This window comes from Caloramator sp. (assembly GCF_020054765.1).
GTDB lineage: Bacteria > Bacillota > Clostridia > Clostridiales > Caloramatoraceae > Thermobrachium > Thermobrachium proteoclasticum.
In genome coordinates, this window is record NZ_JAIHAO010000050.1 from 1 (window position 1) to 13070 (window position 13070).

General features: G+C 31.5%; 12 protein-coding genes and 1 riboswitch. Of the genes, 3 read left to right on the forward strand and 9 right to left on the reverse strand.

Annotated features, from left to right (window positions below; genetic code table 11):
- Positions 1 to 192: 192 nt before the first annotated feature.
- Positions 193 to 936 (reverse strand): glycerophosphodiester phosphodiesterase, encoded by a 744-nt coding sequence (locus tag JG776_RS11210; RefSeq protein ID WP_291967550.1) that lies wholly within the window; start codon positions 934 to 936, stop codon positions 193 to 195.
- A gap of 415 nt (positions 937 to 1351) precedes the next feature.
- Positions 1352 to 2644, reverse strand: a complete 1293-nt coding sequence (lysA, locus tag JG776_RS11215; protein WP_291967552.1) for a diaminopimelate decarboxylase — start codon at positions 2642 to 2644, stop codon at positions 1352 to 1354.
- A gap of 277 nt (positions 2645 to 2921) precedes the next feature.
- Here lysA and JG776_RS11220 point away from each other — a divergent pair, with 277 nt between their 5' ends.
- From JG776_RS11220 to JG776_RS11230, 3 genes are read left to right on the forward strand one after another with little or no spacing between them, the layout of a single operon-like run.
- Positions 2922 to 4385 carry a spore germination protein gene (locus JG776_RS11220; RefSeq protein WP_291967554.1) on the forward strand — a complete coding sequence of 488 codons (1464 nt, stop codon included), beginning with the start codon at positions 2922 to 2924 and terminating at the stop codon, positions 4383 to 4385.
- Entirely contained in the window at positions 4378 to 5457 is a 1080-nt protein-coding gene (locus tag JG776_RS11225) for an endospore germination permease (RefSeq protein ID WP_291967556.1), read from the forward strand. The genes JG776_RS11220 and JG776_RS11225 overlap by 8 nt, the downstream gene beginning before the upstream one ends.
- The gene (locus JG776_RS11230; RefSeq protein WP_291967557.1) at positions 5454 to 6548 is read left to right on the forward strand and encodes a Ger(x)C family spore germination protein; all 1095 of its coding nucleotides are present in this window, start codon (positions 5454 to 5456) and stop codon (positions 6546 to 6548) included. The genes JG776_RS11225 and JG776_RS11230 overlap by 4 nt, the downstream gene beginning before the upstream one ends.
- Here JG776_RS11230 and JG776_RS11235 read toward each other — a convergent pair.
- The 7 genes from JG776_RS11235 to JG776_RS11265 all read right to left on the reverse strand — a co-directional run bounded on the left by JG776_RS11235 (position 6528) and on the right by JG776_RS11265 (position 12744).
- Positions 6528 to 7202 (reverse strand): ATP-binding cassette domain-containing protein, encoded by a 675-nt coding sequence (locus tag JG776_RS11235; protein ID WP_291967559.1) that lies wholly within the window; start codon positions 7200 to 7202, stop codon positions 6528 to 6530. The two genes, JG776_RS11230 and JG776_RS11235, sit on opposite strands and share 21 nt — an antisense overlap.
- A 4-nt stretch (positions 7203 to 7206) precedes the next feature.
- A complete protein-coding gene (locus JG776_RS11240) occupies positions 7207 to 7896 on the reverse strand; it encodes an ABC transporter permease (RefSeq protein ID WP_291967561.1) in 690 nt (229 codons plus the stop codon).
- 17 nt (positions 7897 to 7913) lie between these two features.
- Complete coding sequence (locus JG776_RS11245) at positions 7914 to 8735, reverse strand: substrate-binding domain-containing protein (RefSeq protein WP_291967563.1); 822 nt, start codon at positions 8733 to 8735, stop codon at positions 7914 to 7916.
- A riboswitch (molybdenum cofactor riboswitch) is annotated at positions 8729 to 8845 on the reverse strand. (Overlaps the previous gene by 7 nt.)
- Before the next feature lie 2 nt (positions 8846 to 8847).
- Positions 8848 to 9264 carry a secondary thiamine-phosphate synthase enzyme YjbQ gene (locus JG776_RS11250; protein ID WP_291967565.1) on the reverse strand — a complete coding sequence of 139 codons (417 nt, stop codon included), beginning with the start codon at positions 9262 to 9264 and terminating at the stop codon, positions 8848 to 8850.
- Between the two features lie 157 nt (positions 9265 to 9421).
- On the reverse strand, positions 9422 to 10237 hold the full coding sequence (locus JG776_RS11255; RefSeq protein ID WP_291967567.1) for a carbohydrate ABC transporter permease: 816 nt from the start codon (positions 10235 to 10237) through the stop codon (positions 9422 to 9424).
- Positions 10234 to 11148, reverse strand: coding sequence for a carbohydrate ABC transporter permease (locus JG776_RS11260; protein ID WP_291967569.1), 915 nt, complete (start codon positions 11146 to 11148; stop codon positions 10234 to 10236). Before JG776_RS11260 ends, JG776_RS11255 begins: the two co-directional genes overlap by 4 nt.
- Before the next feature lie 288 nt (positions 11149 to 11436).
- Positions 11437 to 12744 carry a sugar ABC transporter substrate-binding protein gene (locus tag JG776_RS11265; protein WP_291967571.1) on the reverse strand — a complete coding sequence of 436 codons (1308 nt, stop codon included), beginning with the start codon at positions 12742 to 12744 and terminating at the stop codon, positions 11437 to 11439.
- Positions 12745 to 13070: the final 326 nt, after the last annotated feature.

A 13070-nucleotide genomic window follows, 5' to 3' on the forward strand; every position in this document is an offset into this window, starting at 1 on the left:
GACTTTGAAAAAGTCCGTAATTCGGCACAGGACGTGCCGAGCCGAGCGGCCATCAGGACGATGGCATCGCGAGGGTAGGACTTTTCAAACAAAGAAAAGTTTAGAATTGATTAGCGAAATGAACGAATGCCCAAGAAATCCTTCATAGGGCTAATCAATATATAACTTTTTCAACAGCCTGAAGAGAGGCATCTATGATGCCTCTCTTTGGTTTATCATCAACTTATTTAGCTTTTCTGGATAATTTGTTATAATCCCATCTACCCCAATACTCATCAAATACTTCATATAATTTGTATCATTAACCGTAAAGGTATTTATCATTATGCCTTCCTTTTTAATCTGACCTACAACGTCCTTTCCAAGAGAATAGAAATAGGGATGAAGTGCATCTGCACCTACATATTTTGCATACTTTTCTGGGCAATATAGGTTTTCCATATATAATAACCCTGTTTTTATTTCACTTGAGAGTTTCTTTACCCTTACAACAGAATAATGATTAAAACTTGATATAATAACATTTTTCTGCATACCATAACGATAAATTAGGTCTAGAAGTTTTTCCTCTATCCCCTCATACTCGATTATAGTATTTTTAATTTCAAAATTTACAACCACATTTTTTCCCTTAACAAGAAGTAATAGCTCCTCAACAGACGGAACCTTTTCATTTAGATACTCCTTTGAATACCAAGAACCTGCATCTAACTTTTTTATTTCAGAAAAGGTATAATCCTTTACAAAACCTATTCCATCTGTGGTTCTATTTACCATCTCATCGTGCATTAAAACAAGTATTCCATCCTTAGTCATTTGAACATCAGTCTCTATTCCATTTGCTCCAAACTCAAGTGCCTTTTCAAAGGCAAGTATTGTATTCTCTGGATAACGACCACTTGCACCCCTATGAGCAAAATTAATCAAGAAACCCACCCCCTTATTTTGTAATTATTCTTCATAAAAATTAAAATTCCTCTATTTGCAGATTAAAAATTAGTAAATAAAAACTCCATATATAGAATAATCATCTATACATATTGTTGACAAGCCTACTTGTTAGCTAAAGTATGAAAAAGCCCCATGAAAGGATTTAAAAAGGCTCTTTCATGAGCTTTAGCAATTCTTAGCTTTTCGACTTTGGAAAAGTCCGTAATTCGGCACAGGACGTGCTGAGCCGAGCGGCCATCAGGACGATGGCATCGCGAGGGTAGGACTTTTCAAACAAAGAAAAGCTTAGAATTGATTAACGAAATGAAGGAATGCCTTAAAATCCTTTATGGGGCTAATCGATATATAACTTTTTTCAACAGCTTGATAGATGAAATAATCATCTATAGAACATATATCTTTATATATCATTTCTTAAAATATCATCATAGGTCTCCCTTTTTACAATCAATCTGTCTTTTCCATTATTAACCATAACAACAGGAGGTCTTGGAATTCTATTGTAATTACTTGCCATTGAATAGTTATAGGCACCTGTGCTTAAAACTACAAGTATATCTCCCTTTTCTAATTTAGGAAGACTTATATCCCTTATCAAAATATCCCCTGATTCGCAGCACTTACCACATATTGTTACAACTTCTTTATCATCAATATTTAATTTGTTTGCAACAACTGCCGTATATTTTGCAGAATAAAGGGCTGTTCTTATGTTATCGGTCATACCACCATCAACACTAACATATTTTCTAACTCCATTAATATTTTTAATAGAACCTACCTTATACAAAGTAACTCCAGCTTCTCCTACTATCCATCTTCCCGGTTCTATAAAAACAGTTGGTTTCTTAAGATTATATTTATTAAAAAATTCATCTACTGCTTCGTGGATTACATCAGTAAAAAAACTAATTGGTAATCGCTTATCTTCCTCATTGTAAAATATTCCAAATCCGCCTCCACAGTTTATTTCATCAATTTCATAACCAAATAAATTCTTTATACTTAATATAAACTTTGCGAGTATTTCAACTGCAAGCCTATATATATCATTTTGATGTAGCTGTGAACCTATATGGGCGTGTATACCCCTTAAATTTAAACCTTCTGAATTTAATATCCTCTTTACAGCATATAGTGCACTTTCATCGTGCATTGGGAAACCAAATTTGGAATCCACTTGTCCTGTACTAATAAATTCGTGGGTATGCCCATCTATTCCAGGAGTTACCCTTATTTGAACATCTATTGTTTTTTTATTTTCTTTTAAAATATCCTCTAAAATGTCTATTTCATTAAAGTTATCTATCACAATTCTTCCTACACCATACTCAACTGCCATATTAAGCTCTTCATAGGTTTTATTATTTCCGTGGAATATTACATTTTCCATCGGAAAATCTACAGATTTTGCAGTATAGAGTTCTCCGCCTGAAACAACATCAAGCCATAACCCTTCTCTTTTTATTATTCGACACATCTCTTTATTTAAAAAGGCTTTACTTGCATAGGCTGCAACTCCATTATGTTTTAAAATGTGATTTTGTTTTATATCCCTTATTTTCTCTAATATCTCCTCCTCATTCATAACATAAAGAGGAGTACCATATTTATAAACTAAATAATCGCACCTTACATCAGATATTTTAAGCATACCATCCTCTGCTACCGTTAATCCTCTATACCCAAACATTTTCATACCTCCATAGTTTTTAAAATAACGCTTCTTGTTAATTTATATTAATTTATTTTCCTCTTATCTTAAATTCGAAATTATATATTATTATTTCCATAAGTTTTTTCACATTTTTTTATATTTCCCGGGAAATCGTGCGATTATAACTTATAATATACAATATTCGATATTTTATATGTAAAATCCCTCCTTAAAACTTCTTATAAAAATTATACATAATTTTAAAGGTTTTAGCCAATTATATTTTTAAATAAAAATATTAGAGGTGTTGAATATGGAGCATCTCAGCAAAAACATATACCAAAACATAAATAAAATTATATCCTATATGCCTAATTCTTCAACATTGGTAAAAAGAGAAATACTTATTAATAAAAAAACTAAATGTTTTATACTCTATGTAACTAACCTTTGTAATCGCAAATCCATAGAGCTACATATTATAAGTCCCCTCTTAAATAAAGTAAAGGAAGACTTAGAAACAATGAATAACCCTGCAGAATATATAATGCAAAACTATCTATCTGTAAGTGAAGCTACAATAATAAAACACCTTGATAATATAACTGTAGAACTCCTGCGTGGAAAATGTCTGATATTAATAGATAAAACAAATCAAGCAATAATTTGCGATACCTCCGATATACCTCATAGAAACTTGCAGGAATCAAATATAGAAAAAACTTTAAGAGGCGGTCGTGAATGTTTTGTGGAAAATATAGAAATAAACTTAGCACTCATTCAAAATAAAGTAAAATCAAACAAGCTAAGAATAGAGAGGCTAATTCTTGGAACTGAAAACAATGCCGATGCCGCAATAATTTATTTAGATGGAGTAATTGATCCTGCCGTACTTGATACTATTAAATTTAAATTAAATAGAATAAAAAAGCTCCCATATATTCTCTGTACAGGTTATATAGAGCAGCTTATTGAGGATTTCCCCTATGGTTTTTTCCCTCAACTAAAAAACACAGAAAAACCCGATAAGGTCGTATCTGACCTATTTCAAGGAAAGGCTGCAATTTTAATATCGGGTGCACCATATGCCTTAATTGCACCAGCAGTGTTTATTGAATTTTTCCAGGGATTCGAAGATTATTCTCAAAGGATTTTAACTTCTGTATTTGTTAGACTCACAAGAATTTTATCTGCAATACTTGTTCTTTTAGCAACACCTATATATCTTTGCGTTTTATCCTATACATCTGCAATCGTTCCAATTAAACTAATTAAGGTTATATATAACTCGAGGCTTGGAATACCTCTCCCACCCTTCTTAGAAATTTTGACTATGGAGATTGCAGTTGAACTTCTCCGTGAAGGTGGACTAAGACTTCCAACTCCAATTGGTCAAACCCTTGGTATAGTTGGAGGTATTGTAATAGGAGAAGCTGCTACAAAGGCTGGTTTGGTAAGTCCAACTACTTTAGTTGTTGTTTCTACAACCGTTATAGCATCCTTCTTAATTCCTAATTACGAAATGGCACTTTCTATAAGATTTATTAGATTCCCAATGCTTATTTTAGCATATATGTTTGGTCTTTTAGGTGTAATACTTGGATTTTACCTTATAGTAATAATACTTATTAATATGAACTCCTTTGGAATACCTTATTTTGTTCCCTTTGCACCGCTTAATTACTCTGACCTTAAGGATACCGTAATAAGGTTCCCATTAGATAAAATACTTAGAAAGCCTAAAAGTTTTAAAAAAAGAAGGGTAAAATATGAGTGAATTAGTTGAAAATACAATTACCAAAAGACAGTATATATTTATTTTAATCAGTGCTGTTGTTGGAATTGGTATTCTTTTTGCTCCAAACTCTATGTGCCAAAAGGCAGAACAGAGTGGTTGGATTTCAATGTTTATAGGATGCATATATCCTTTGACAATAACCTATTGTGCCTATTTATCCTATGAAAATTTAGGCTTTATAGACTTTTATACCCTAAACCAAAGAATATATGGTAAATATATTACCAAAATTATATTCATATTTTTTATGTTAACTTTAACCATTTATGAATCTTCTGTCTTAGCAGGATTCTACAATGTTTTAAGTAAAGAAATTTCTTTTTTCCTTCCAACCTCAATGATCGTTACTGTAATTTCTCTAACGATTTTATTCACAGCAAGCTTTGGGCTTCAATCAATAGGAAGACTTTCTGAAATTGTATTTTATTTTTCTTCAATACTTTTTCTTTTTCCTCTATTTATAATTAAAAAAGGAGATATAACTAATATTCTCCCCCTTATATCCTCTTTTGAAAAAATTTTATCCTCTATACCTGCCTCCTTTTACTCCTATTCGGGTATAGAAATTTCATTCTTTATATTACCTTATGTTGTAAATAAAAAAAATATAAAATACGCAGGTTTTATATCCTCTATTGTCATAGCTGTGATGTATACTACTTTAACCTTTTTAACTATTTACTATCTCGGGTTTGAACTTACAACAAAAATATATTATCCTGTGCTTTTTATAATGGAGACTATAGAAATTAGCATAATATCTGATTTTAAAATAGTATTCATCTTCCTTTGGAGTGGTATTATTTTAAAGATTTTAGCCTGTGATTACTATGTTATTGCCCATACCTTTTCAAGACTTACACACATACCCCATAAAAAAAGCTGCCTTATTACTTGGCCCTTTGTTATGGTGTTTACAATTTTTATGATACCTGAACACGGAAGAAATGTATTCCTTGAAAATACAATACCGTATATTGTATATACTATACTTTTATATTCTATTATAACGGCTATAATATCTAAACTAAAGGTGATGAAGGGTGTATGAAAAAAAATGTATTTATAATTTTATTAATTATATTAACAACCTTTACAGGATGCTATGAAATGGAACCTATTGAAAATCTATCTGTAATAATTGGAATTGGGTATGATATTGATAAAGATTCAGATAAAAAAATTGTTGATCCTATTGAGATGTTTGTATTTAAAGGTGATGGAGAAATCGAAAGACTTATTTCTCCTGGAATTGCTGAAACTATCTATAATACAGTAAATGATAGGCAAACAGTAATGAGTAAGAAGTTTTTGGTAGGAACAGAAAAGCTGTATCTTATTAGTAGAAAAAGGGCAGAATATGGAATAGAGGATTTACTTGAAACATTAGTGAGAGATGAGGGAAGAAATGAAATAGCCTATGTAACTATTACAGAAGGTAATACCGAACACTTTTTCAATATGATTCCTATAGACAACACAAGTATGTCAGAGGCAATATCGGGCATATTAAAATTTTCTCCCTTAGCAAACTTTTTCCCAAAGGAAGTAACCATAAAGGAACTTTTGTTTATGTATAATCAAACAGGTAGAAGAATAATACTTCCATATATAGTTGATGATAAGGGAAAACCTAAAATTGCTGGAATTTGTGTTTTTGATAAAGCTAAACTAAAACATATTATTCCATTAGAGGAAGCCTTTTATATAAATATGATAAGAAGTAGAAAAAGCGATGGATATATAAGCATAATAAAGGATAACAATCCTAAAATATGTTATACCATTAAAGCTAAAAATTATATAAACGTAGAAGTTGATTATGATGATAAGCTTATTTATACAATAAACATAACATTAAAGGGCAACTTAAAAACCGATACTATACATAACACTGCAATTACCGCAAAGGAAGCAAAGGAGATTGAAAGGGCCTTTGAGGAATATGTTACAGAGCAACTTAATAAAACAATCGAAAAGGTACAAAATAAGTATAAAATGGACTGTTTTGATATTACAAAATATGCTGCTGCAAAGTTTGGTAAACACAGCCCTTTTTTAACAGATGAAGAATTTCAAAAGGCTCAAATAAATGTAAAGGTAAAGGTAATACTTGTTGACTTAGGAAGAAGTATGAAGTAAATATTCCTTTATTATTTCATTTTCTTTTATTTGTGCTTTGTCAATTTCCTCTACAATCCTCCCCATATTCATAAATATTATCCTATCACATAATCTTATTGCTTGATAGATGTTATGTGTTACAACAACAATACATCTATCATCTTTTTTGCTGCTTAAAATAGCCTCTTCTATTATTCTTGTATTTTTAGGATCTATACTTGCTGTTGGTTCATCAAACAGCATAAGCCCCTTACTTTGGGCAATTACCCTTGCAATTGCAACTCTCTGCATTTCTCCTCCAGATAAACTTGTGGCATTTCTTTTTAATAGATTTTCTAATTTTAACATCTTAACTATTTCACTTAATTTACCTAAACTTGTATTTGCCCACTTTATACTCATTTTTATGTTATCTTCAACAGAACAGTTAAAAAGATAGGGTTTTTGTGATAAGACAGATATATTGTTATAAATTTTATTTTCATCTTCACAAAACTCCACTTTACCCTCATATCCCTTTAAATTACCACTTAATATCCTCAAAAGTGTACTTTTACCTGAACCATTTGGCCCTAATATACCATATATATTCCCATTTTTAAAAGCTAACTCCTTTATATTTAGATTAAATCCATCCTTTTTATATACTAAATCCTTTATTAAAACCTCCATTATTTTAACTCTCCCTATTTAAATTTGATATTAATAGGTTAACTAAAAATGATATACATAAAAGTATTATGCCAACAGCAATTGCCTCTTCAAAATTACCCATATTAGTTTGTAGTACTATATAAGTAGTCATAACACGGGTTTTGTGCTCTATATTGCCACCAACTAACATAACTGCACCAACTTCTGATATAGCCCTTGAAAACCCTAAAAATACAGTTGCTATAATATTGAACTTAAGCTCTCTAAAAAGTAAAGTATACCTACTTTTCTTATCAGCATTTAAATTATTAAGTTCCTCCAATATTATACTTCCTTTGGTATTTATAATATTTATGGCTGTACCTGCAATTAATGGAACTAAAATTATTATCTGAGCTATAATCATAACAGTTGGTGTAAAGAGAAGTCCTAAACTTCCAAATGGTCCACTTTTTGAGAAAATAATATATACTAAAAGCCCTGCAACAACCGGTGGAATAGCCATAAATGTATTTATTGTTCCCTTTAACCCTTTATTAAATTTAAAATCTTCAATTGTAATAAATAGTGATAAAAAAACACCAATAATACTTGATATAATGGTTGACATAAAAGAAACATAAAGAGATAGCAAAACTATCTCAATTATGTTTCTATCAAAACCTAATATCAAATTAAAGGCACCTATTATTCCCTGCCAAATAGACTTCAATAAAAACAACTCCTTTTTTACTTTTTGGCATTAGGTATAAATAAACTTTGTCCAAACTTTTCTTTCCCAAACTTGCCAATTAGTCTCTGTGTCTTTTCTGATAATATCCATTCTACAAAATACTGTGCCCCATCCTTATTTATTCTGCTGTTTTTACTTGGATTTACAGATATAACTCCATATTGATTTTTCAAATCCTCTTTTCCTTCCACCAATACCTCTAAATCTAATTTTTCCTTTAATGTAAGATATGTTGCCCTATCCGAAATTGTATAAGCTCCCTTCTCACTTGCCATTAAAAGTGTTTCTGCCATTCCTTTTCCTACCTTTATATACCAATCACCCTGAGGATTTATCCCTATTTTTTCCCAAAGCCTCTTTTCAAACTTATGAGTACCTGATTCGTCACCTCTTGAAATAAACTCTGCTTTTGAACTATAGATTTTTTTTAATGCATCTTTTGCAGTAGAAATACCTTTAATCTTCGCTTTATCATCCTTTGGTCCTAATATTACAAAATCATTATACATAACATCAAAACGTTCAATACCGTATCCTTCCCTAACAAACTTCTCTTCATCTTCCTTTGAATGAACTAAAAGCACATCGGCATTACCATCCATACCAAGTCTAATTGCTTGTCCTGTACCTACTGCAACCACATTAACTTTATAACCATATTCTTTTTCAAACTCTGGTAATATGTAATCTAAAAGACCTGAATCACGAGTACTTGTTGTGGTTGCTAATATAATCTCCCTATTATTAACTTGTTTTCCGCAGGATATAGTAATCAATAAAATTAAAAATATAAAATATAATGATAAACGTCTTTTCAATATACACAACTCCTTTCCTATATGGGAGGCATATTCGTTTCCAAACATACCCTATCGGCTGTCATCCATAGCAAAGCCTTAGGATGTTCAGCTCGAAGCTGTACCTATTATATCATTCTCCTATTATTTTAACAAGAACACGTTTTTTTCTCATACCATCAAATTCACCATAGAAAACCTGCTCCCAAGGCCCTAAGTCTAATTTACCTTCAGTTATTGCAATAACTACCTCTCTACCCATTATAGTTCTTTTCAAATGTGCATCTGCATTATCCTCAAATCCATTGTGTTTATACTGGCTATAAGGTTTTTCTGGTGCAAGCTTTTCCAGCCACACCTCAAAGTCGTGATGTAATCCTGATTCATCATCATTTATAAAAACACTTGCTGTAATGTGCATTGCATTACAGAGAAGAAGCCCCTCCTTTATACCGCTTTCTCTAACACAATCCTGAAGAGTATGTGTTATGTTTACAAAACCTCTTCTTCTTGGTATTTCAAACCAAAGTTCTCTTCTGTAGCTCTTCACAATAGCCCCTCCTTTTTTATTCTATGTATACTATTTTACTAAATTTACAAAGTTTAAAATACCCCATTAATGGATTTTATAATTGTTTATAGATATAAAAAATAAATACTTACCAAAAATCCATTAATAGGGCTTTTAAAATTAATATTAAAATTTATTACTGTTTTAATGAACCAGTCATACCTTGTACAAAATAGTTTTGTAGTGTAAAGAAAATTATAATCATAGGTAATGTTGCAATTACTATTGCCAGCATTATTGCTCCATATTCAGGAAAATATGCCGACGACATAGATGAGATTAAAAGCGTCATCGTCTTTTGCTTATCACTTTGAAGTATTATAAGTGGCCAAAGGTAAGCATTCCAGCTTGTCATAAATGAATAAATAGCAGCTGCTGCGTATGTTGATTTCATTGATGGTACCACAATAGAAGTAAAAATTTTAAACTCCCCTGCCCCATCTACTCTTGCAGCCTGTATTATCTCCTTAGGAAAGCTCTTAAAGCTTTGTCTAAAGAAGAATATTATAAATACCGATGCTAACGATGTAAGAATTAATCCTCTGTGGGTATTTAAAAGATTAAGTTTTACTATTAACCTAAATAGGGGTATCATTAGGGCTGCAAAGGGAACCATCATTGATAAAAGTATAATGGCATAGGTTTTTTCCCTTGCTTTAGAGGGGTAAAATTCAAATCCATAAGCTGCCATTGAAGATATAGCCAAGGAACCAAGAACTGTTAATGTAGATATCTTTATTGAATTAAAGAAGATTCTTTTTACATCATAATTACTAAATAATACCTTTGCATTATGAAAAAATTGATTCCCAAAGGTCATTTTTCCCTTTATAACATCCACAGCTGAATTTGTCATACCAACAATCATCCAGTAAAAAGGAAAAACAGAAACAACGAACATTATAATCAAAAATAAATATATAATTATCCTTGATAATCTTATTTTTTTCATTCTTTATCACCTGCCAATTTAAACTGAATAAAGCTCAATATTGCAACTATAAATACAATAACATATGCAATTGTAGCTGCATAACCAAAGTTTGGCATATATTTGAAACATAGATTGTAAATATAGACTGACAATGTAAGCAAGGAGTTACCAGGCCCAGTAGTTGCACCTGTTACGCCACCCTGTGAAAGGTTCATTGGTTCATCAAACAATTGAAGCGTACCTATTGTAGACATTATAGTTGTAAAAACAATTATAGGTTTTAACATTGGAATTGTTATATGGAAAAATTGTTGCATTTTACTTGCACCATCAATTTCGGCTGCTTCATATAATTCATCTGGAACACTCTGAAGTCCAGATAGATAGAAGACCATATTATAACCTGTCCAACGCCAAGTCATTGCAATTATAACAGTTACCTTTGCCCAAAATGGATCCATAAGCCAAGGAATTGGCTGTTTTATTATATGAAGCCTCATAAGACTTAAGTTTATAAATCCATCTACACTAAACATCATTTTAAATAGGATAGTATAGGCTACAAGTGAGGTTACCGCTGGTAAAAATATGCCTGTTCTAAATAATCCTCTGAATTTTATAGTCTTATCATTTAAAATAGCAGCCAAAATTAAAGCTAATAATAACATTATAGGTACCTGTATAATTAGAAATATAAATGTATTTTTTAGAGCTTTAATAAACATTTCATCTTTAATTAACTTTGTATAATTCCCAAATCCAACAAATTTCTGTACTATACCCTTTGACGACATAGTAGATAAAATTAAGGAATAGATTATTGGATAGAACATAAATACTGCTAATAAAATAACTGCTATAGATATAAATAACCATCCATATCTATCAAGTGATCTTTCATAGGATTTTGTTGCTTTTCTAAGTTGCATTAATAACACCTCGCTTTTAACATAAACAGCAACAGAAGTCGCCCACTTCTGTAAGTGGGTGATGAATGTTGCGAAAATATATAAAAAATGCTACAATTATTACAGTGAAAGCCAAGCTAAAATTAGCCTTGTAAATGGTATATCTGGGGAAGGAACAGCCCTTTGAGCGTGGGATAACTTGCTCCGCTTTGAGTATTAACCACGAAGCCACTACTTTTATAAGTGGGGGTAGTTCACAAAGAGGAATAATACATATAATTTGCATTATTCCTCTTTTCAATTTAATATTTACTTACCTATTTGATTCTTTAATTGTTCTTCTGCCTTCTTTAATGCCTCTTCTACTGTTATCTTTCCTGAATAAATATCTGGCATATTACCCATAATTGCAGCATCTGCTTCATATGTGTAAAGACCAAAATCAACTGAAGGTATGTTCTTCATCCAATTTGATAGGTCAGTAAATACCTTTTGTCCTCCAAAGAATTCATCTGCCTTTGAATATGCATCTCCTGTTGCTGCAGGTAAATATGAACCCATTGCTCCTCTTTCTACTAATATCTTTTGATAGAAATCGTTATCTGAAGCATAAATCTTATTTAAGAAATCTATAGCTATATCTTTTCCCTTAGTTCCTTCTAATACATACCAGCTTGAACCTCCAAGATTTGAAGCATTAACTGAACCTGAAACATTTAATCTTGGTGTTGGTGCAACCGCCCACTTTCCTGATTGACTTGCTTCTGCCTTTATTGAACCTATTATCCAAACTCCTGTTACAACTGCTGCTGATTCTCCTTTGTTAAATGCAGCAACCCACTCATTCCATCCACTTGTCTTTTTAATTATATCTGCATCAACAATTGCCTTATATGTCTTTACAGCTTCCTTTAGTGCTTCATTGTTGGATATATTTACATTACCATTCTTGTCAAAATACCATTGTCCTGCAGATTGAAGCATTATTCTCATTAATCCACCATCGTCTAATCCAAAACCTAACATTGCCTTTCCTGTTTTCTTCTTTACGTCCTTTCCTATTTCAATAAACTTGTCCCAAGTAATATTAATTAAATCTTCTGGTTTATATCCTGCCTGCTCTAAAATATCCTTTCTGTAGAAGAAACCTGAAACACCTGAATCAAATGGTACTCCATAAACCTTACCATCTACTGTCATTAAACCTACTTTATAATTTGCAAACTTGCTATGATCTATTTTTCCTGTCAAATCTGCAAAGGCTCCTGGATATGATTTTAGGTATTTTTGAGCATTATAATCCTCTATTAAAACTATATCTGGAAGTCCATCCTTAACACCTGATGCAAGCATTGTATGTAATTTTTGTTCAAGGTCTGCCTTTGCCATATCAACTATCTCAATCTCAACCTTTGGATTGTCCTTTATATATCTTGCTTTAGCTTCATTCATAATAGCAATGTTAAAGTTTGGGTCCCAAGCCCAAATTGTTATTTTTCCTGATTTTTCTGCTGGCTTATTATCTTGTCCATTTGTTTGTTGTGTCTTTGAGCATCCTGCAAAAATAGAAATAAAGAGACTTAGAATTAATAGGATTGATAATCTTTTCCTTTTCAATTTCTTCTCCCCCTCTTTTAAATGAGTTTAGAAAACCTTTTCTGTTTTTATTTTATTATATGTCTTTAAATTTTACAACAATATTTTGAAATTTCTTAATTTTTTTATTAAAAAAAGTATGTCTTTATCATATAAAAAGGGCTGTGAAACTTGCTCACAGCCCAGATTCTTGACAACCCCATTTGTTAGCTAAAATATGCAAAAGCCCCATAAAAGGATTTCAAAAAGCTCTTTCATAAGCTTTAGCAATTCTTAGCTTTTCGACTTTGAAAAAGTCCGTAATTCGGCACAGGACGTGCCGAGCCGAGCGGCCATCAGGACGATGG

Coding starts and splice junctions, on each gene's coding strand:
- lysA (WP_291967552.1), bottom strand. CDS start 2,644: ATGTTTGGGTATAGAGGATTAACGGTAGCAGAGGATGGTATGCTTAAA.
- JG776_RS11220 (WP_291967554.1), top strand. CDS start 2,922: ATGGAGCATCTCAGCAAAAACATATACCAAAACATAAATAAAATTATA.
- JG776_RS11225 (WP_291967556.1), top strand. CDS start 4,378: ATGAGTGAATTAGTTGAAAATACAATTACCAAAAGACAGTATATATTT.
- JG776_RS11230 (WP_291967557.1), top strand. CDS start 5,454: ATGAAAAAAAATGTATTTATAATTTTATTAATTATATTAACAACCTTT.
- JG776_RS11235 (WP_291967559.1), bottom strand. CDS start 7,202: ATGGAGGTTTTAATAAAGGATTTAGTATATAAAAAGGATGGATTTAAT.
- JG776_RS11255 (WP_291967567.1), bottom strand. CDS start 10,237: ATGAAAAAAATAAGATTATCAAGGATAATTATATATTTATTTTTGATT.
- JG776_RS11260 (WP_291967569.1), bottom strand. CDS start 11,148: ATGCAACTTAGAAAAGCAACAAAATCCTATGAAAGATCACTTGATAGA.